General features: G+C 72.5%; 19 protein-coding genes and 2 riboswitches. Of the genes, 6 read left to right on the top strand and 13 right to left on the bottom strand.

Going from position 1 to position 19,854, the window contains the following annotated elements; genetic code table 11:
- Positions 1 to 29: 29 nt before the first annotated feature.
- The 13 genes from B0675_RS28835 to B0675_RS28775 all read right to left on the bottom strand — a co-directional run bounded on the left by B0675_RS28835 (position 30) and on the right by B0675_RS28775 (position 14,166).
- Complete coding sequence (locus tag B0675_RS28835) at positions 30 to 1,181, bottom strand: homoserine O-acetyltransferase (protein ID WP_081223945.1); 1,152 nt, start codon at positions 1,179 to 1,181, stop codon at positions 30 to 32.
- Positions 1,178 to 2,536 (bottom strand): bifunctional o-acetylhomoserine/o-acetylserine sulfhydrylase, encoded by a 1,359-nt coding sequence (locus tag B0675_RS28830; protein WP_081222533.1) that lies wholly within the window; start codon positions 2,534 to 2,536, stop codon positions 1,178 to 1,180. Before B0675_RS28830 ends, B0675_RS28835 begins: the two co-directional genes overlap by 4 nt.
- Before the next feature lie 426 nt (positions 2,537 to 2,962).
- A complete protein-coding gene (gene ssuE, locus B0675_RS28825; protein WP_081222532.1) occupies positions 2,963 to 3,520 on the bottom strand; it encodes an NADPH-dependent FMN reductase in 558 nt (185 codons plus the stop codon).
- Positions 3,521 to 3,569: 49 nt separating this feature from the next.
- On the bottom strand, positions 3,570 to 4,346 hold the full coding sequence (locus B0675_RS28820; protein ID WP_081222531.1) for an alpha/beta hydrolase: 777 nt from the start codon (positions 4,344 to 4,346) through the stop codon (positions 3,570 to 3,572).
- A 1-nt stretch (position 4,347) separates the two neighbouring features.
- A complete protein-coding gene (locus tag B0675_RS28815) occupies positions 4,348 to 5,382 on the bottom strand; it encodes an LLM class flavin-dependent oxidoreductase (protein WP_081223944.1) in 1,035 nt (344 codons plus the stop codon).
- A 252-nt stretch (positions 5,383 to 5,634) separates the two neighbouring features.
- Positions 5,635 to 6,975, bottom strand: a complete 1,341-nt coding sequence (locus tag B0675_RS28810) for an LLM class flavin-dependent oxidoreductase (protein ID WP_081222530.1) — start codon at positions 6,973 to 6,975, stop codon at positions 5,635 to 5,637.
- A 35-nt stretch (positions 6,976 to 7,010) separates the two neighbouring features.
- A complete protein-coding gene (locus B0675_RS28805; protein WP_081222529.1) occupies positions 7,011 to 7,898 on the bottom strand; it encodes an ABC transporter ATP-binding protein in 888 nt (295 codons plus the stop codon).
- The gene (locus B0675_RS28800) at positions 7,895 to 8,788 is read right to left on the bottom strand and encodes an ABC transporter ATP-binding protein (protein WP_081222528.1); all 894 of its coding nucleotides are present in this window, start codon (positions 8,786 to 8,788) and stop codon (positions 7,895 to 7,897) included. The genes B0675_RS28805 and B0675_RS28800 overlap by 4 nt, the downstream gene beginning before the upstream one ends.
- Positions 8,785 to 9,675, bottom strand: a complete 891-nt coding sequence (locus B0675_RS28795) for an ABC transporter permease (RefSeq protein ID WP_081222527.1) — start codon at positions 9,673 to 9,675, stop codon at positions 8,785 to 8,787. Before B0675_RS28795 ends, B0675_RS28800 begins: the two co-directional genes overlap by 4 nt.
- 2 nt (positions 9,676 to 9,677) lie before the next feature.
- Positions 9,678 to 10,706, bottom strand: coding sequence for an ABC transporter permease (locus B0675_RS28790; protein WP_081222526.1), 1,029 nt, complete (start codon positions 10,704 to 10,706; stop codon positions 9,678 to 9,680).
- A gap of 30 nt (positions 10,707 to 10,736) precedes the next feature.
- Positions 10,737 to 12,308 (bottom strand): ABC transporter substrate-binding protein, encoded by a 1,572-nt coding sequence (locus tag B0675_RS28785; RefSeq protein WP_081222525.1) that lies wholly within the window; start codon positions 12,306 to 12,308, stop codon positions 10,737 to 10,739.
- A 488-nt stretch (positions 12,309 to 12,796) separates the two neighbouring features.
- The gene (locus tag B0675_RS28780) at positions 12,797 to 13,735 is read right to left on the bottom strand and encodes a DsbA family protein (RefSeq protein ID WP_081222524.1); all 939 of its coding nucleotides are present in this window, start codon (positions 13,733 to 13,735) and stop codon (positions 12,797 to 12,799) included.
- Positions 13,732 to 14,166, bottom strand: coding sequence for an Rrf2 family transcriptional regulator (locus tag B0675_RS28775; RefSeq protein WP_081222523.1), 435 nt, complete (start codon positions 14,164 to 14,166; stop codon positions 13,732 to 13,734). The genes B0675_RS28780 and B0675_RS28775 overlap by 4 nt, the downstream gene beginning before the upstream one ends.
- 139 nt (positions 14,167 to 14,305) lie before the next feature.
- On the opposite strand from B0675_RS28775, the gene B0675_RS28770 reads away from it, so the two are divergent.
- The 6 genes from B0675_RS28770 to B0675_RS28745 all read left to right on the top strand — a co-directional run bounded on the left by B0675_RS28770 (position 14,306) and on the right by B0675_RS28745 (position 19,851).
- Positions 14,306 to 14,815, top strand: a complete 510-nt coding sequence (locus tag B0675_RS28770; protein WP_081222522.1) for a cupin domain-containing protein — start codon at positions 14,306 to 14,308, stop codon at positions 14,813 to 14,815.
- A 104-nt stretch (positions 14,816 to 14,919) separates the two neighbouring features.
- A riboswitch (cobalamin riboswitch) is annotated at positions 14,920 to 15,045 on the top strand.
- A gap of 212 nt (positions 15,046 to 15,257) precedes the next feature.
- Complete coding sequence (locus B0675_RS28765) at positions 15,258 to 16,244, top strand: iron ABC transporter permease (protein WP_241540099.1); 987 nt, start codon at positions 15,258 to 15,260, stop codon at positions 16,242 to 16,244.
- On the top strand, positions 16,244 to 17,011 hold the full coding sequence (locus B0675_RS28760) for an ABC transporter ATP-binding protein (protein WP_081222521.1): 768 nt from the start codon (positions 16,244 to 16,246) through the stop codon (positions 17,009 to 17,011). The genes B0675_RS28765 and B0675_RS28760 overlap by 1 nt, the downstream gene beginning before the upstream one ends.
- 9 nt (positions 17,012 to 17,020) lie before the next feature.
- The gene (locus B0675_RS28755; RefSeq protein WP_081222520.1) at positions 17,021 to 18,022 is read left to right on the top strand and encodes an ABC transporter substrate-binding protein; all 1,002 of its coding nucleotides are present in this window, start codon (positions 17,021 to 17,023) and stop codon (positions 18,020 to 18,022) included.
- Positions 18,023 to 18,234: 212 nt separating this feature from the next.
- Positions 18,235 to 19,335: an enoyl-CoA hydratase/isomerase family protein gene (locus B0675_RS28750; protein ID WP_107482865.1), complete on the top strand. Its 1,101-nt coding sequence runs from the start codon at positions 18,235 to 18,237 to the stop codon at positions 19,333 to 19,335.
- A 108-nt stretch (positions 19,336 to 19,443) separates the two neighbouring features.
- Positions 19,444 to 19,589, top strand: a riboswitch (cobalamin riboswitch).
- Between the two features lie 40 nt (positions 19,590 to 19,629).
- Positions 19,630 to 19,851, top strand: a complete 222-nt coding sequence (locus B0675_RS28745) for a CbtB-domain containing protein (protein ID WP_081222519.1) — start codon at positions 19,630 to 19,632, stop codon at positions 19,849 to 19,851.
- Positions 19,852 to 19,854 lie beyond the last annotated feature (3 nt).

Here is a 19,854-nt window from a genome sequence, read left to right as displayed (position 1 = left end):
GGCCTCCCGTTCGCCCGGCCGTCAGCCCGTCAGCCCGTCAGTTCGCTGACGAGTGCGGAGACCTGCTCCACCTCGATGAGGAAGCCGTCGTGCCCGTGGGGGGACTCGATCACCCGCGGCCGGTCCGCCGCGGAGATGCCCGCCGCCACCTCGGCCTGCTGGGACGGCGGATAGAGCCGGTCGGAGTCGACGCCGGCGACCAGGGTCCTCGCCGTGACCCGGCTGAGCGCCGCACGGGTGCCGCCACGGCCGCGCCCGACGTCGTGACTGTTCATGGCCTCCGACAGCGTCACATAGCTGCCCGCGTCGAAGCGGCGCACCAGCTTGGCGGCATGGTGGTCCAGATAGGACTGGACCTGGTAGCGGCCACCCTCCCACGGGTCCTCCTCGCCCTGCACGGCACGACCGAAGCGGACCGCCAGCTCGGACTCGCTGCGGTACGTGACGTGGGCGAGGCGGCGGGCCAGGCCCAGGCCCGCGTGTGGCCCCCGGCCCGGCCCGGCACCGTGATAGTCGCCGCCCCGCCAGTTCGGGTCGCTCCGGATCGCCCGCGTCTGGATGTCGGCCCAGGCGATCTGCTCCGCGCTCGCCGCAGCCGTGGTGGCCAGCAGCAGCAGCGCGTCCGTGCGGTCCGGGTACGACACCGCCCACTCCAGGGCGCGCATGCCGCCCATGGAACCGCCGATCACCAGCGCCCAACGGCCGACCCCGAGCGCGTCGGCGAGCCCGGCTTCCGCCGCCACCTGGTCGCGCTGGGTCAGAAAGGGGAACGCGCCGCCCCACGGCGGGCCTGCCGGGCCGGCCGAGGACGGACCGGTGCTCCCCTGACAGCCGCCGAGCACGTTCGGCGCGACGACGAACCAGCGGTCCGGGTCCAGGGCGAGACCGGGCCCGACCAGCCCGTCCCACCAGCCGGGCGTCGGGTGACCGGGCCCGGCCGGACCGGCGACATGGCTGTCGCCGGTGAGCGCGTGCAACACCAGCACGGCGTTGGACCCGTCGGGCGCGAGCCGCCCCCAGGTCTCGAACGCCAGCCGCACGCCCGGCAGTTCACCGCCCGCCTCCAAGGACAGCGCCTTGTCGCGGAGGTGCCACTTGCGGTGTCCGGGCGGGTCACCCTCCCGCCGGCCACCGGAGGCCGGCGGGAGGGGATCGGCGGACGGAGTGACCTCGGTGTTCAGGACGCACCCTTCGCCGCGCGGAAGCCTGCCTCCAGATCCGCCTTGAGGTCCACCAGGTTCTCGATGCCCACCGACAGCCGCACCAGCCCCGGCGCGGTACCGGTCGCCGCCAGCTGCGCCTCGTCCAGCTGACTGTGGGTCGTCGAGGCCGGGTGGATGATCAGGCTGCGGACGTCCCCGATGTTCGCCAGATGGCTGAACAGCTCCACGGCGTCCACGAACCGCTTCCCGGCCTCGACACCGTCCCGCAGCTCGAACGCGAGGACCGCGCCCGCTCCTCGCGGCAGATAGCGCTGCCCCGCTTCGTACCACCGGTTGGACGGCAGTCCGGGGTAGTGCACGGCGGCCACCTCGTCACGCTGCTCCAGCCACTCGGCCAGCGCCTGGGCGTTCGAGGAGTGCCGCTCGATGCGCAGGCTCAGCGTCTCCACGCCCTGGAGGAGCAGGAACGCGGAGTGCGGCGAGAGCGCCGGGCCGATGTCCCGCAGCAACTGCACCCGCAGCTTGACCGCGAAGGCGCCGGGACCGAGCGCCGGCCAGTACCGCAGCCCGTGGTAGCTGGGGTCCGGCTCGGTGAAGTCCGGGAAGCGGTCCGCGTGCGCACCGAAGTCGAAGGTGCCGCCGTCGACGACGACACCGGCGATGGTGGTGCCGTGTCCGCCGAGGAACTTGGTCGCCGAGTGGACGACGATGTCGGCCCCGTGCTCGAGGGGCCGCAGCAGATACGGCGTCGGCACGGTGTTGTCCACGATCAACGGGACGCCCGCCCCGTGCGCGACGTCCGCCACGGCCCGTACGTCGAGCACGTTGCCGCGCGGGTTGCCCAGGGTCTCCGCGAACAGGGCCTTGGTGTTCGGCCTGATCGCGGCACGCCAGGCGTCCGGGTCGTCCGGGTCGTCGACGAACGACACCTCGATGCCGAACCGGGGGAGCGTGTGGCGGAACAGGTTGTACGTGCCGCCGTACAGCGACGTACTGGAGACGATGTGGTCCCCGGCGGACGCCAGCGTGAGGATGGCGAGGGTCTCCGCGGCCTGCCCGGAGGCGAGTGCCACGGCCGCGACGCCACCCTCCAGCGCCGCCACACGCTGCTCGAAGACGTCCTGGGTCGGGTTGTGGATGCGGGTGTAGATGTTGCCCGGCTCGGCCAGCGCGAACAGGTCCGCGGCGTGCTGGGTGTCGCGGAAGACGAACGAGCTGGTCTGGTAGATCGGCACCGCCCGCGCCCCCGTCGTCGGATCGGGCACGGCACCGGCGTGGATCTGCTTGGTCTCGAACGACCAGGCGGACGTGTCGGGACCGGGCGCTTCGTCGGGGGTGTGCCCCGCGGTCACGGAGTCGATGGGCCGGCTCATGGTTCTCCCTTGTGCGGTGTACGGGTGCGGAGGTGCGCGGATCGGCGCGGGCGGAGGTGTGGGCGGACGCGCGGCGGCCTTGCGCGCGATGCCGTGAAGGCGTGCAGGGCAAGGCGAAGCGCGGTGCCGGAAAGGGGAGGAGAAGGTGATCGGGCGCGGAGCGGAGCGTCAGCTCACGGCGCGACACGCCGTGGTGGTGACACGCACGTAGTCGACGTGGCGGCGGGTCACGAGCACGGTCATGCAGTCAGGTAACCACAGTTGGTCACGGCACACCAGCGGATCGCGACCTTCGGGGGCACCGGTGAAGGCCGTCCGTTCCAGGGGGAGTTGGAGGCAGCGGCGACCGGCCGGACCCGGCGGTGCGACGGCCGGGGTGCGGACCGCCCGTCGCCGGGTCCGGGCGGTGCGCCGTCACGACCGTCGTCAGCCGGTCGACGCCAGGACCGTCGTCCGTCCTCCGAGCGCGGCGGAGAAGTGGTCCGTCACCTGCTCCAGGGCCTGGGCCGCGGCGAGCGCGACCGCCGGTGTGCCGTCCTCGCCGACGACGATGTCCTTGTCGAGGGTGAACCAGCCGGGGACGATGTGCGAGGCGCCCATGGAACTCAGCACCGGACGCAACGCGTAGTCGATGGCGAGGACATGGGCGGTGCTGCCGCCGGTGGCCAGCGGCAGCACCGTCTTGCCGGTCAGCGCGTACTGCGGGAGCAGGTCGAGGAGCGACTTCAACAGGCCCGAGTAGGCGGCCTTGTAGACGGGTGTGCCGATGACCACGCCGTCCGCGCGCTCGAACTGCGCCGTCGCCTCGACGATCGCCGGGTGCCGGAAGTCGGCATCGAGCAGTGCCTGGGCGGGCAGGGTCCGGACCTCCAACGGGATCACCTCGTGTCCCTGGAGGCGGAGCCGTTCGTCGAGGTGACGCAGCAGACGTGTGGTGCGGGAGGTGGGGGAGGGGCTTCCGGAGACGGACAGAATCACAGCCATGGCGGGCCTTCCGGGTCGGGGTTCGGATGCGGCGAGGGGCGGTGGGACGTCACCAGGCGCTCGACCGCACGGCGACCAGCGGCCGCAGGTCGTTGCGCAGCGCTTCGAGGAACGTGACGACCTCGGCGGCGACCGAACGGTGCTGCAGGTCGTTGAGGACGTCGTGGTGCGCCCCGTGGACGACCGAGAGACGGGCCCGGGGCAGCGACTTCGCGGCACGGGCGAGCGCCTCGTGGTCGGCCAGCGGGTCGGCGTCACCGGCGAGGAGCAGGGTGGGCACGCGGGTCTCGCTCGCGTACGCCGCGCCGAGTACCGCGTCCGGAACGGCGTCGCCCAGCGACCCGCGCCGTACCCCGGCGTCCTGGGAGAGCGTCCCCCGGTGCGTCGGGCACGAGGTGCGCGCGTCGAGCTCGTCGTCCCAGGTGCCGATCCCGGCGGCGGACCCGGCGGTGGGGCCGGGGAGACCGGCGAGGACCAGCGCGTCGGGCTCCGGGGCCGGCCCCGCACCGGTCCGGCCGAGGAGCGCGGCGAGCGCCGCGGCCCCCGTGTCCGACCCGACGAGGACGACCGGCAGGGCCACACCGTCCTCGGAGGCGGTGCCCCCGATCGCGTCCGTGAGCCGCTCGGCCAGGCCCGTCAGCGAGCCGTCCGGGTCCCCGGCGTCGAGGACGGGAGCGTCGATCACCCGGACGCGGTAGGCGTCGGCGGCGAGCCGCCGGGCGAAGCGCGTGTACGTGTCCCGGGTCTCGCCGCGGCCGGGCACCACGATGATCGTGCCGCGGATCAGCAGGCCCTCGGGGCCGTGGTGGTCGCTGTACTGGGTCATCTCACACTCCTGCGGATGCGGGTTCGGCCGTGCGCGCGGGCTGCCAGCCGAGAGCGGGCGCCACCTCGGTCGCGATGAGTTCGAGGGCGCGTACGGCGGCGTCGTGGTCGGGCACGGCGGGGTTGAACTGGGTGATCAGGTCGGTCGCCACGGGCAGGACCTTCTCCTGGCGCAGGCTCTCGACGATCTCGTCGGGATGGCCGTAGAAGGTGTGGAAGCGGCGCAGCGCCTCGTCCGCGTCGAGCCCCTTGGGGAAGGCGCCGTTCTCCGCCATGCGCAGGGCCGCCCGGTGGACGTCGTCGCCGATCGCGCGGAGCGCCGTGCGGCGGTCCTTGGCGGGGAAGACGAAACGGGAGAGGCCGATGCGCGGTCGGTGCGGCCGGTCCCACGCGGCGAGGTAGGCGTCCGCCCAGGGGCGCTGCACCTCGTCGGTGGGGGCGTCGTACCCGTAGGCGGCCCGGTTGAGCAGGAGGTGGGAGCCGCGGCTCGCCGCGTACTCCGCGCCCTGGGCGCTGAACACGCCCTGCCACACGCGCTCGGTGAAGTCGGCGGGCCGCGGCTGGATACGGAAGCCCGGCGTTCCCACGTCGTCCCCGGACAGCGCGCGGCGCAGGACGTCCAGGTTCTCGCTGGTCAGTTCCCGCTTGCGGCTGACGTCCTTGCCGAAGGCGGCGTACTCCAGGCCGCTCGTCCCGCTGCCGACGCCGATCTCGACACGGCCGCCGCTGAGCGCGTCGACGGTGGCGACGTCCTCGGCGAGCCGGACGGGATCCTCCAGCGGGAGGACGGTGATGGCGGTGCCGAGGCGGATCCGCGTGGTGCGCGCGGCGGCGTGCGCGAGGAAGGTCCAGGGCGAGGACAGTCCGCCGCCTCCGAGGGCGACGTGGTGCTGGGCGACCCAGCCGACGTCGAAGCCCAACTCGTCCGCCACGACGAACAGTTCCTGGGCGTTGCGGTAGGTGCGGGCGATGTCCTGGTCGCGTCCCTGGACATGGGTGAGGAAGCCGAGCCGGAAGCGTGGTCGCTCGCTCGTCATGAGGTGATGCCTTTCGGTGTCGGGCACCCGTCGTCCGGTGACCGGGAGGGCGGCCGGACGACGGGTCCGCAGGGAGACAAGGCGGAAGGGGCGCCGCGCGAAGGTGCACGGAGGGGGTCCGGTGTGTTCGACCGCCCCGGACGCGGCGCGGGACGACGGTCGACGGGTCCTAGGGCGTGTCCGCACGGTCACGTCGTCCGCCCGAAGTGCGTGCCAGGCGTCGTCGGGCAGGCGAGACTGTGCGGACACCCCCTAGTCGTTCACGAGCTGCGGCTCGCGCGTGTTGCTGTTGGCCGGGACGGGCAGGCCGAGGTTGCCGCGCAGGGTGTCGGCCGCGTACTCGGTGCGGAACAGTCCGCGCTTCTGGAGGATCGGGACGACGCCGTCGACGAAGAGGTTCAGCTCGTCCTCGGTGCGGAAGGCGAGGTTGATGCCGTCGAAGGTGCCGGCGTCGAACCACTCCTCGATGGTGTCGGCGACGGTCTGCGGCGCCCCGACGAACGGCGAGGTGCGGAACTGGTTCACCGAGTCCGCCACTTGACGCAAGGTCAGGTTCTGCTCCCGGGCCCGCTCGATGAGCCTGGCCGCTCCGGTGCGGCCGCCCTTCTCGGCGAGGTGGGCGACGTCGGGGAACGGCGCGTCCAGGTCGTGCACGCTGAAGTCGTAGGCGCCGAAGGAGCGGCCGAGCAGGGCGAGGTTGCGCTCGAAGTCGTTGTCCTCCTCGAAGATCTCCCGCTCGCGGCGCCGGGCGGCCTCGTCCGTGGCGGCGACGACCGGACCCCCGTGGATGAAGATCTTGATGTGCTCGGGGTCGCGGCCGTAGGAGGCGGTGCGCTTCTTGATGTCAGCGAAGTACTCCTGCGCCTGCTGGAGGGTGCCGCCGGGCGCGTAGATGCCCTCGGCGACCTGTGCCGCGAGGTCGCGGCCCTCTTCGGAGACCCCGGCCTGGAAGATCACGGGCTGGCCCTGCGGGGAGCGGGAGAGGTTCAGCGGGCCGGCCACCTTGAAGTGCTCGCCCACGTGGTCGAGCGCGTGCAGCTTGGCCGGGTCGAGGAAGACGCCCCGGTCCACGTCGGCGGGGAACGCGTCCTCCTCGTAGGAGTCCCACAGTCCCCGGGCGACCTTCACGAACTCCAGGGCGCGGCCGTAGCGCGTGCTGTAGTCGAGGTGTTCGTCGAGCCCGAAGTTGCGGGACGTGCCGGTGTCGAAGCTGGTGACGACGTTCCAGCCGGCCCGGCCGCCGCTGATGTGGTCGAGGGAGGCGAACCGGCGGGCCAGGTTGAACGGCGAGTTGTACGTCGAACTCGCCGTGCCGACCAGCCCGATGTGCCGGGTGTGGGTGGCCACCGCCGACAACAGGGTGAGCGGCTCCAGGCGGTTGAGGTAGTGCGCCGGGTAGGTGGAGTTGATGAACTGGCTGTCGACGATGAACAGGGCGTCGAACAGGGCGTGTTCGGCCGCCTTCGCCAGCCGGATGTAGTAGTCGATGTCGATGCTGGAGTTCTTCGCGACGCGCGGGTCCTTCCACAGGCCGTGCTGGCCGGGGCCGCCGACGCCGTAGGGGTGCAGGGCGAGGTGGATCGTGCGGGGCATGGTGTCGGGTTCCTGTCTGTCGGGTCGGTGGCGGGTCAGGAGTGCAGAAGCGCGGCGCGCAGGGCCTCGCGTTCGGCCCGGTCGGCCGGAGCGGAGTGCAGGGTGGGCGCGGAGCGGACGAGCAGGCGCGTGTAGGCGTGCCGGGGCCGGGTGATGACGTCGCGGACGGGACCGACCTCGACCAGTTCGCCCTGGTAGAGCACCGCCACACGGTCGGCGACGCCGGCGACGGAACCGAGGTCGTGGGAGATGAAGACGAGGGCCACCCCGTCGTCGCGTAGCTCCTTGAGGATCTGCAGGATCTGGACGCGGTTCGCGGAGTCCAGGGCGCTGACCGGCTCGTCGAGGATGACGAGCCGCGGCTCGGTGACCAACGCCCTCGCCACCGCGACGCGTTGGCGCTGGCCGCCGGACAGTTCGCCGGGGAGCCGGTCGAGCAGGTCCTCGGAGAGCCGGACCCGGGAGAGGAACGCGCGCACCCGGCGCGCGGCCGCGTCGCGGGGCACGCCCGCGACGAGCAGGGGCTCGGCGAGCGAGGTCTCGACCGTGAGGTCCGGGTCGAGACTGCGGAGCGGGTCCTGGAAGACGTACTGGACGACACCACGGCGGCGCAGGGCGCGCCACTGGCGGGGGCTGTGCGAGGTGACGTCCTCGCCGTCGACGACGACGGACCCGCCGGAGGCGCGCACCAGGCCCAGTACCGCCCGCGCCAGGGTGGACTTGCCCGAGCCCGTCTCTCCGATGATGCCGACCGTCTCACCCGCCGTGACGTCGAGGCTGACGCCGTGCAGGGCGCGGCGACGCCGACGGCGCTGCCCGTAGTGGACCTCCAGCTCCCTCACCGCCAGCACGGGGCGCGTCGGCGTGTCGGGAGCGGCGGTCGCCGGGGACGGCTCGACGGTGACGGCGTCGGTGGTGCTCATGCGTCCTCCCGGGGCGCGAGGAACGTGTCGAGGCCGTACTGCTCGTGCTCGGCGATCAGCAGCCGGGTGTAGGCGTGCCGCGGGTGGTGGAGCACGTCGTGGGTCGGCCCCTGCTCGACCACCTCGCCCTGGTGCATGACGAGGACCTCGTCGCACAACTGGGCCACCACGGCGAGGTCGTGGGAGACGACGACGAGGGCCAGACCGGTCCGTTCCCGCAGGTCGGCCAGCAGGTCGAGGATCTCGGCCTGGACCGTCACGTCGAGCGCCGTGGTCGCCTCGTCGGCGATGAGGATCCTCGGGCCCGCGGCGATCGCCGCCGCGATGAGGACCCGCTGGAGCATGCCGCCGGACAACTCGTGCGGGTACTGGCCGTGGACCAGTTCCGGATCCCGCAGGTGGACCGCGCGCAGCAGTTCCACCGCGCGGCGGTGCGCGGCCCGCCGCTTCAGCCCGTTCTTGACCCGCACGACCTCGGCGATCTGCGCGCCCACCCGGATCGACGGGTTGAGGTACGACGCGGGGTCCTGGAAGACCGCGCTGATCGTGGCACCGCGCAGTTCCGTCCAGCTGGCCGGGGACAGACCGGCGATGTCCTCGCCGTCGATCTCCACCGAGCCGCCGGTGATCTCGAAGTGGGCGGGCAGGATGCCCAGCGCGGCACGGCAGGTGAGCGTCTTGCCGCTGCCGGACTCGCCGACGATGCCGACGGCCCTGCCCGGGGTGAGCGTGAAGCTCACGCCGTGCACGATCTCCCGGTCGCCGGCCAGGTCGCCGATCCGGACGTCGCGCACGGCGAGTACGGGCGCGGACGGTTCGGCCGGGGGTACCGGGTCGGGCCCGGCGATCTCCTCGGCCTCGGGCAGGAGCTTCTCGGACAGGGCGGTCATCGCACACCTCCTACGGGGGCGGGGTCGGCGTCGCGGCGGCGGTTCGCGTGGGCCTTGCGTCGGTTGACCAGCGCGCGGCCCGCCTCGCCGGAGACGTCGCGGATCGCGTCGGCGAGAAGGTTGCAGGCCCAGACGGTGACCATGATCAGCAGGGCCGGTACGGCCGGCGCCCACGGCTGGTGACTGAGGTAGCCGAGGTCCGAGGCGAGGAGACCGCCCCAGGTCGGGGCCGGCGGCTGGACGCCGATGCCGAGGAAGGTCAGGCTCGACACGATGACGAACCCGACGCCGACGGTCTGGGCGAGGGCGACCGCGATGGGCGGCAGGACCTTGGCCCACACGTGACGGCGCACGACCCACCCGATGGACGCGCCGGAGATGAGCGCGGCCTCCACATAGGGGGAACGTGCGACGGACAGGGTGGCGGCGCGGGCCACCCGGTAGAACAGCGGGGACACCAGCGCGCCCGTGACCAGCATCGCCTGGGTGAGGCCGTTGCCGAGCAGCGCGATGACGGCGACGGCGAACAGCAGGAACGGAAGGGCGACGAGAGTGTCGGCGAGCCGGAGGGTGATCCACTCGAAGGCCCGGCCGAGGTGGACCGACAGGATGCCCGGGACGGCGCCGATGGCGAGTGCCGTGAGGGCGACCTCCAGGGCACCGAGGACGCTGACGCGTGAGCCGTCGAGAAGTCGGCTGAGCACGTCACGGCCGAGGTAGTCGGTCCCCAGCCAGTGGGCCCCCGAGGCGGCGGCCAGCGTGTGGTCGCTGGTCGCCAGAGGGTTCTGCGGGGCCAGCAGCGGCCCGAGCAGGGCCAGCAGGGCGACCGCGAAGAGAACGGCCACGGCGATCCGGCCGGAGGTGAGGGCGAGGACGCGGCGCACCATGGTCACACCCCCCGTTGCGAGGCCGGCGTGACGCGTGCCAGCACCAGGTTGACGATCAGGTTGAAGACGACGACCAGGACGATCGACACCACGAGGACGCCCTGCACGGCCGGTACGTCGCCGGCCTGCGCGGAGTCGTTGGCGAACCGTCCGAAGCCCTGCAGCCCGAAGATCCACTCCGTCACGACGGAGGCACCGACGAGAGCGGGGAACTTCAGGCCGAGCGTCGCGAGCGCCGGTCCGAGCCCGTTGCGCAGTACGTGGCCGAAGAAGATCCGGCGGGGACTCAGCCCCCGGACCACGGCGCCCGTCACGTAGTTCTCGCGGTAGGCCGCCACGAGACTGCTCCGCAGCTGGCGTGCCACGTCGGCGACGACGTCGAAGCTGAGTGCGATCGCGGGCAGGGTGATGTGGGCGAGCCACGGCCCGAACCCCTGCTCCGCCGGCACGTATCCGGCCGACGGGAGCAGATGCAGTCCCACCGCGAAGACCGCGACCAGCACGATCCCGACGACGAAGGCCGGCATCACCGAGATGACCGTGACGAACCCGGTGATCGCCCGGTCCACCCAGGTGGTGCGGCGCAGCGCCGCGATCGTGCCGAGGGCGAAACCGGCGACCACGCCGATGAGCAGGGCGAAGGTTGCCACCGACAGGCTCACGCCCAGGCCGAGGCCGATGAGGGTCGAGATGTCGGCGCCGTTGGTCCAGCTCGTTCCGAGCTGCCCGTGCAGCACGCCGCCGAACCAGTCCGCGTACTGGACCAGGAACGGCCGGTCGAGTCCCCACTGGGCCTCGACCCGGGCGACCGCCTCGGGCGTCGCCTCCTCGCCGAGCTGGATGCGCGCCGGGCTGAGCCCGCTCAGCGACCGCAGTGCGAACGTCACGAACGTCGCGACGAGGAAGACGGGCACGAAGATCGCGACCGACCGGGCGAGGGTGACCAGGACACGGAACACGGTGTGCCGTGTCCTGGCCGCGGCGGCGGGAAGACGGACGTCGGGCGGAGCCGGTGCCTCCGTCGTCGTCATGGAATGCCTCCTCTCTGGGGTGGACGACGGTCAGTTGCCGGAGATGGTCACGCCGGTCCAGTCGATGTGGGCCGGGTTCTTCGGCAGGCCCGAGATGGACTTGCTCTTGGCGATGAGGTTGGGCGAGGAGTACGTGAAGACGAGCGCCTTGCTCTTGAGCCCCGCCCGGGTCGCCGTCTGGAGGACCTTCGTGTAGTCGGGGGAGTCGAGCGGGGTCTGCCGCACCTTCGCGATGGCCGCCTCGAACCCGGCGGGCTCGTAGGGGGTGCTGAGGTTGAGCGGCCCGTCCGGGCCGAAGTGCGCGGTGAGGGTCTGCGCGGCGGAGTCCCGCCCCGTCGTCCCGTACAGCGAGAACGTCAGGTCCTTCGCGAAGAACGGGGTGGCCCAGTTCTTGTCGATCTTGATGGTGACCTTGATGCCGACCTTCGCCAACTGCGCCTGGACGATCTCGGCCTGCGGGTCCTCGGCCGGGATGACCAGGTTCAGCTTGATGTCCCCGGCGTGGTAACCGGCCTCGGCCAGCAGCTTCTTCGACTTCGCGGGATCGTAGGCGTAGGCGTTCTCCGACTGCGGATCGAAGGCCACATACCCCTTCGGGAAGGGCTGGTTGGTCACCGAGCCGTAGCCGAACGTCAGCTTGTCGACGAACTCCTGACGGTCGACCGCGTACCGCACGGCGTCGACGACCTTGTCGTTGTCGAACGGTGCCTTGTTCACGTTGAGGCTGATGTTGGACGCGTTGAAGCCGGGCTGCACGAACACGTCGAGGCCGGCCTTCTTGGCCGCGTCGGCCTGACTGGGCGCGATGTCGGCGAAGTTGTAGACGCCGGTCTGCAGTCCCGAGACGACGGTGGAGGCGTCGGGCGCGGAGGTCAGTTCGACGTTGTCGATGTGGATGTTCTTCGCGTCCCAGTAGTCGGGGTTCTTCTTCAGCACCGCCTTCGTGCCCGGCACGAGCTGGGTGACGATGAACGGACCGGCGCCGACCGGGTTCTGGTCCAGCTTGTCGGGCGAGGCGGACGCCTTGGGGCTGGCGATCTGCAGGACGCGCTCGCCGAGCAGCTGGGGTATCTGGTAGTCGACCTGGCTCAGCCGGAGCACCGCGTCGAGGCCCTCGGCCCGCACCGACCTGATGGAGGTCAGGTCGCCGAAGAGGGCCGAGTTCTTCTGCTTCTTGGCCCGTTCGATCGCCGTCTTCACCGCGGAACCGTCGACCGGCGTCCCGTCGCTGAACTTCAGTCCGGGGCGCAGATGGAAGGTGATCACGTCCCCCTTGGCGTTGTACTCCCAGCTCTTGGCGAGATCCGGGACGGCCTTGCCGTCCTTGTCGGTCCTGGTCAACGAGGCGTACACGAGGGCGAGTTCACGGAACTGGGCGCCACTGCCGCCGACGACCGGGTCCCAGTGGGCGGGGAAGTAGGAGGAGGTCCACTTCAGCGCGGCCGCGCCGCCGCCGGTCGACGCCGCCTCACCGCCGCAGGCGCTGAGCGCGGGGACGAGCACGGCGGCGAGGGCGGTCCCCAGCGCCGCGGCACGGAGCCGGGCGGGCCGGGCGGAGCGGAGTCCTGTCGCGGGGCTTTCGGGCGTGAGTCGTCCGGACATCTGTTTGTTCTTTCTGCGAGGGCTCCCGTCCGCGCCGGGGCGCCGGAACGGGAGCGAGGACGGCACGCCCCTACCCGGTCCGCGCAGCCCGGACGGGCATGCCGGCGTGGCGTCGGTGCGCACGGAGGCATGCCGCGCTCAGGGCGTGAGGCGTCGGCGGATCGCGAGAGGGGCGGCCGGAAGGCCGAGGGAGGGAGAACGACGAGGCGCTGCGGGGGCGGCGCGCGATGACGGGCGTCGGGCGGCGAACCGGTGGGAGACCGGTGCCGGTGCCGAGGAGAGCGGCGTCAGGCGCCTGGGGGCCGCGGTGGGCGGGCGGTCAGCGACAGAGAGCGCTGCAGGTGCGCCGCAGGTCCACGTAGCGGCACTCCACGCCGGGATGCGTCGTGAGCATGGGCACATCCTGGCGGCGGTGCTCGGCGGCTGTCAATGGACACCAATTGGTGTCTCATTGGGCGGGACGTCTCTGACCCCTGATCAGAAGCCTGTCAGGACGCCGGGAGCGGACCTGCGCGGCGGGCGGGGTGCACCGCGGCCTCCTCCGGATGCAGCCACAACGGCCCGTTGCCGGTGTCGACACGGACCGCCTCCACGGGGGGCCACGGCCCGTCGGCCAGCACGTGGCCCTCCGGGCCGGTGAGGCTCCGGTACCGGGCGAGTGCCTGGGCGGCAGTCCACCGTTCGGAGTCCGCCGGCGGTTCCGGGCTCAACTCGGCCACGGCCGCCGCGTACTGCTCGTACGGCCGCCAGCCCGGTACGACCCGGAACGCCGTGGACGTACGGATCAGCAGGGTCGGCAGCGCGTACCGGTGGCCCCCGTCCGCGGTCTCCTTCGCGGCGCCGGGGTGCGGCGATCCGCCGGGCACGGACAGCACCGCGCGCACCGGACGACGCGCCTCGGCGTGGTCGGCGCGCACCGCGTCCAGCACCTCGGCCGAGGCCGCGCCCGCGGCCAGCAGCTCATGGTCCAGGCCGGGCACGCCCCGTACCGCCGACAGCGCGAGCGGCACGGTGTCCGCCGGTTCGCCCAGGACGAAGACGCTCTCCCGCAGCCGCCGCAGCACCCGGTCGGCCACCTCGGCGCCCTGTCGCTCGGCGGCCTTGGCGACCAGCGAGGACGGCCAGGAACTCGCCGCGACCCGGCTCAGCCGGACGGGTCTCGGGGCTCCCGTGTGCGTGCAGACGTCCTCGACGTAGCGCGCGTACCAGGCGGTCTCCGCCGCCGGATCGGGCGGCGGGTCGTCGTCGAGGTCGAAGAGCAGGCAGTACACGCGGCGCCAGCGGACGCGGCCCGCAAGCCCGGCGCGCAGCCGGCGGAACACCGGCTCCGAACCCCAGGCCCACGGACACAGCGGGTCCGTGTACTCGACCACCTCCACCCCGGGGTGTCGTACCGCCCGCGCCCCGGCCTCGGGCGGGGCCGTCACGCGGCTCCCTGGTGGCTGAGCCGTTCGGCCGGTTCGGCGGGCAGCAGCGCGGCCAGGGTCGTCCCGCCGAGCACCGCCGCGGCGTCCGCCTCGATCTGCCGCCACACCCCGGGCAGTCCGGCGGCGGGCCCGGGATAGTCCAGTCCGGCCAACGGCTCACCCCGCAGCGTGATCAACTCGCCGTCCACGGCGCGTACGACGTCCAGCAGCGTGACTTCGCCGGCCGGCCGGCCCAGCCAGTACCCGCCCTCGCAGCCGCGCTGGCTGCGCACCAGCCCCGCCCTGCGCAGTTCGCCGACGACGGACTTCAGGAACCGGAACGGGATGTGCTGCGAGGAGGCGATCGCCTCGCAGGTGAGCGGTCTGGCGGGTTCGCGGGCGAGCTCCAGCAGCGCCCGTGTGGCGTAGTCCGCCTTCGCGGAGATATGCATGGGGCCATGATGCCCGACAGGGCGCCGGGCGCGGGGGCTTCCACCGCTTCCACACCTACATTGCGGGAACATTGCCGCAGGTGAAGGACAATGGACACCTCTTGACATCCTTTTCCGGACGGCTCTAGCGTCGCCCCCCATGAGCCAGCCGCTGACGACCCCCGGTGAAGGTTTCCACCCCCATCTCACGGACCGTGCGGGGGAGTCACCGTCCCCGCTGCGCACCCGCCTGCACCACATCCGTGCCGACGCGCTCGACGGCGACACCGCGCAGTCCGGCGGCATGCGCCGGTTCGCCGCCGTCAGCGGCACCACGGTGGGCTCCGAGAAGCTGTGGATGGGCCAGACCCACGTCGCCCCCTCGACCGCGTCCTCCGACCACCATCACGGTGCGTCCGAGACGGCCATCTACGTCGTGAGCGGACACCCCGAGTTCGTGTTCCTCGACGACGCGGGCCCGCAGCCCGAGGAGATCCGGCTGCGCACCTCCCCGGGCGACTACATCTTCGTGCCCCCGTTCGTGCCGCACCGCGAGGAGAACCCCGACCCGGCGGACGAGGCCGTCGTCGTCATCGCCCGGAGCACGCAGGAGGCGATCGTGGTCAACCTGCCGGAGCTGTACGTCCTGCGCGCCGAGGATGAGGCCTGACGGGATCCGTCCGTCGGACCGTGTCCACCGTCGCCGCGTGCCCGCGCGGCACGGTCCGGCGTCGACGGCGTTGACGGCGTCGAAGCGCCGAGGGGCCCGCCTGTTACGCTCGCCGAGCCTCCCGTGGGGGAAGTCCGGTGAGAGTCCGGCGCTGACCCGCAACGGTGTGCGTGGCGACCTGACGGTCCGTCACGCGAGTCCGATCGCCCGCGGGGAGCACGCGACCCGTTGACTGCTCGCCGTGGAATGCGACAGGGGACCGCACGGCCGGCGCGCTGTACGGGCTGTTCCCCTGCCTCGGTTCACCAGGCGGCCCCAGGCGAAGGACCGCCCCGTGCGCACCACCACGACGACTCCGATACCCGGACCCGGCCGCACCCGGGACAGGACCCCCGGCCGCCTGCCGCTGACCCCGCTCCTCGGCTGCCTCGCGGTCGTGCTCCTGATCTCCCTCGTCTGCGGCGTCGCCCTGGGCGCGACCGGGATCGGGACGACCGCGGTCCTGCGCCTCCTGTGGGCCGGTGCCACCGGCGGGACCGTGCGGGCCCCGGACGCCGCCGCCTACACCATCGTCACGGAGATCCGGCTCCCACGGGTGGTGCTCGGCGCGGTGGTCGGAGCCGGGCTCGCGACGGTCGGCGTGGCCGTGCAGGCCATGGTCCGCAACGCGCTCGCCGACCCCTTCGTCCTCGGCATCTCCTCCGGCGCGGCGGTGGGCGCCAACGCCGTCATCCTGCTCGGCGCGTTCGCCGGGCTCGGCGTATGGGCGCTGTCCGTGTCGGCGTTCGCCTCCGCCCTCGCGGCCATGGTCCTCGTCTACGCGGTGGCACGGTCGCCGCACGGCCTCACCCCGCTGCGGCTGATCCTCACCGGGACCGCCCTGGCCTACGGCTTCGAGGCGCTCACCACGCTCATGGTGTTCGGTGCCGCACGCGGCGAGGCGGCACGGTCGGCGATGATGTGGCTGCTCGGCAGCCTGGGCGGGGCGACCTGGGCACAGATCCCCGTCGCCGCGCTGACCGTGACGGTCGGCTGGGTATGGCTCAGGCTCAGGGCCGAGCCGCTCAACGCCCTCGCCATGGGGGACGAGACGTCCGCCGCGCTCGGTGTCCGGCCGGCGCGCCTCCGCGGGGAGCTGTTCCTGGTCACGGCCGCGGTGACCGGCACCGTCGTCGCCGTCAGCGGCGCCGTCGGATTCGTCGGGTTGATGGTGCCGCACGTCGTGCGGATGCTGGTGGGCGCCGACCACCGGCGGGTGCTCGCCGTCGCGCCCCTGGCCGGCGCGGTCCTGCTCGTGTGGGCCGACGTCCTCTCCCGCCTGCTGCTCGCCCCGGCGGAGCTGCCGGTCGGCGTGATCACCGCCGTGGCCGGCGTGCCCGCGTTCCTGCTCCTCATGCGGCGCGGCGGCTACGCGTTCGGGGGCCACTGATGCGACTCGAGATCGAGGGACTCTCGGCCGACGCGGGCACCGTGCGGCTCCTCGACGACATCCGTCTCACCGTGGACAGCGGGACGTTCGTCGGGCTCGTCGGCCCCAACGGCAGCGGCAAATCAACTCTGTTGAGGTGCGTCTACCGGGCGCTGCGGCCCGCCGGGGGAGCGGTCCGGCTGAACGGGGACGACCTGCACGGCATGGACGCGCGGGCGGCGGCGCGACTGCTGGCCGCGCTGCCGCAGGAGTCCTCCGCCGAGTTCGACTTCACCGTCGCCGAAGTCGTCGGCATGGGACGGCATCCGCACCGGAACCGGACGGCCGCCGACGACCGGGCGATCTGCGCCGGAGCCATGGACCGCACGGGCGTCGCCCATCTCGCCGACCGCGGGTTCCTGGCCTTGTCCGGCGGCGAGAAACAGCGCGTCCTCATCGCCCGCGCTCTCGCCCAGCGACCCCAGGTCCTCGTCCTCGACGAGCCCACCAACCACCTCGACATCGCCCACCAGTTGGACGTCCTCGCCCTGGTCCGGGCGAGCGGCCTCACCGTGCTGGCGGCGCTCCACGACCTGAATCTCGCCGCCGCCCACTGCGACCTCCTGTACGTGATCGCCGACGGCCGGATCGTCGCGTCGGGTCCACCGCTCGACGTACTCCGGCCCGAGCTGCTGGCCGACGTGTTCGGCGTCCGCGCCCACCCCGTACGGCACCCGGTCACCGGCGCCGTCCAGCTCCTCTTCGACCTCCTTCCGACCACCCCCTGAGGAACACCCGTGCGCAGAAAGCTCATTGCCGCCCTCTGTCTCACCGCCACCGTCACGGCCTCCGGCTGCGGCGCGCACGTCGAGACGTCCGACGACGCCCGGTCCCCGGCCGTCACCCTCACCAACTGCGGCCGTCAGGTCACCTACGACCGGGTGCCGCGCCGGGTGGTCACCAACGACGTCGGCATCACCGAGATCATGTTCGCGCTCGGCCTGGAGGACCGCATGGCCGGGTTCGCCATGCCCGACGACAAGGGCGACCTGACCGGCGTGCCCTGGAAGGAGGGCTACGAGAAGGTGAAGTGGCTCTCCAAGGACCAGCTCACCAAGGAGAACGTCCTCGCCGCCCGCGCCGACCTCGTCTTCGCAGGCTGGAACTACGGCTTCCGCGAGGAGGACGGCTTCACCCCCGACGCCCTGAAGAAGCTCGGCATCCCCTCCTACGTCCTCACCGAGTCCTGCCACAACGGCCGTTCGGGATCCGCCCGCGGCATCATGCCGCCCCTCGACGCGCTCTACGCCGACCTCACCAACCTCGGGAAGCTGTTCGGCGTCGAGGACCGGGCCGCCGCACTGGTCGCCGGCTTCAAGAAGCGGATCGCCGACGTCCGGGCGCAGGCACCCGAGGGCGCGGACCGGCCGAAGGTCTTCCTCTACGACAGCGGCCAGGACACCCCCTTCACGGCCGGCCGCTACGCCGCCCCGGAGCAGATCATCAGCGAGGCCGGCGGCGTCAACGTCATGCACGACGTCCAGGACTCCTGGACCACCGTCGGCTGGGAGACCGTCGTCGAGCGCGACCCGGACGTGATCGTGATCTGCGACTACGGGGACACGAGCGCCGAGCAGAAGAAGAAGTTCCTGCTGAACCACCCGCCGCTCCGCGGGGTCTCGGCCCTCAAGAACCGGCGCGTCTTCGTCCTCGACTACGCCGACCTCGTCGAGAGCCCCCGCAATCCGTCGGCCGTCGCCCGGCTGGGCGCGTATCTGCGCACGGTGGAGAAGCGCTGAACAACCGGGGTCCGACCCGCGCCCGCCCGGGGTCTGTCGGCGTCCGGCCACCCGGAGCCGACAGACCCCGCACCCGCTCGAAGGCACCGGCTCCCCCCGCCGGCACGGGCGCTGAGAAGATCGTCACCGAGTTGTGCTCTCCACCCGGCCCCGGAAGGAACGAACGAGATCATGCACGACAGCGTGGCCAACGGCCCGACGGAGGTCCGCGGATGACCGGCACCGACGAACACGCCACCGAGCCGTCCGTCCTGGTGCGCACCGAGGGACGGGCCGCCCACATCATCCTCAACCGGCCGCGGGCGCTGAACGCCCTGAACCACGAGATGGTGCACCTCGTCGACCGCGCGCTCACCGCCTGGGAGCACGATCCGGCCGTCGAGACGGTCGTCGTCACCGGCGCCGGAGACCGCGGCCTGTGCGCGGGCGGCGACATCCGCGTCGTCCACGACGACGCCCGCGACGGGGACGGCACCGCCTCCGCCGCGTTCTGGCGCGACGAGTACCACCTCAACGCCCGCATCGCCCGCTACCCCAAGCCCTACGTGGCCGTCATGGACGGCATCGTCATGGGCGGCGGTGTCGGCATCTCCGCGCACGGCAGCGTCCGGATCGTCACCGAGCGCTCGCGGATCGCCATGCCGGAGACCGGCATCGGCTTCGTCCCCGACGTCGGAGGTACCTACCTGCTCGCCCACGCCCCCGGCGAGCTGGGCACCCATCTCGCCCTGACCGGCACGTCGGTCACCGCGGGAGACGCCGTACTGTGCGGCCTCGCCGACCACATCGTCCCCTCCGCCGCTCTCCCCGCGTTCCTCGCCGACCTGGCGGACCGGTCCGTGCGGGAGGCCCTGACCCGCCACACCCAACTGCCGCCCCCGGCACCGCTGACGGACTGCCGTGCGTGGATCGACACCAGCTACGCGGCCGACACCGTGGACGAGGTCCTCCGGCGGCTGGAAGCCTTCGGGGACCCCGCCGCCAAGGAGGCGGCCGAGACGCTGCTCAGCCGCTCGCCCACCGCGCTGAAGGTCACCCTGGCCTCGCTGCGCAGGGCCCGTCGGGCGGGTCCGCTGGAAAGCGTCCTGAACCAGGAGTACCGCGTCTCCTGCGCGTTCCTGGCAGCTCCCGACCTGGTGGAGGGCGTCCGGGCGCAGATCATCGACAAGGACCGCGACCCGCACTGGACCCCGGCGACTCTCGCCGAGGTGACCGACGCGGACGTCGAGCGCTTCTTCGCGCCGCTCGGCGAACGCGAACTCGGGCTCGTGGTACCCGGGGTCGGCCCGGACACGGGCGGAGCCGGCTGCTGACGCCTCCCGTCGACCTCCGTGGCCGGGCGCGCCGTCGACGCACCGCCCCCACGGACCGGCCACCTGGCGCGAGAGGAAGATCACGCCAGGTGGCGCGGTCTTGGCCATGTACCCGCCACGCGGTACGGTCGGTCCGATAACGATGACGTCAGGACGGAAGCCGGTGGGAATCCGGCACGGTCGCGCCACTGTGAACGAGACGCTCCAGCACGCTGGACACCTCGCAAGTCAGACCCGTAGACGTCATCCAGTGCACCACCGAGATGGGACGCGAACTCCCGAGGAGGTCCTGCCATGGCGCAGACCGTCGCTCCGCCGACAGCCACCACCCCCGTAGTGCCCGCCAAGCTGCCGTTGAAGGCGATCGCTCCCTGGGCGGTCTTCTTCGGCATCCTGATGCTGGTCCTGCTCTACTTCGTCGGCGCGGAACAGGGCGCCACCGCCGTCGTCTCGGGCGAGAACGTCCACGAATGGGTCCACGACGCCCGCCACCTGCTCGGCTTCCCCTGCCACTGACGC

The organism is Streptomyces sp. M41(2017), from assembly GCF_002078175.1.
Classification (GTDB): Bacteria; Actinomycetota; Actinomycetes; order Streptomycetales; family Streptomycetaceae; genus Streptomyces.
Note: the sequence above shows the minus strand (reverse complement) of the source record. Positions and strands in the feature narration are given on the sequence as shown.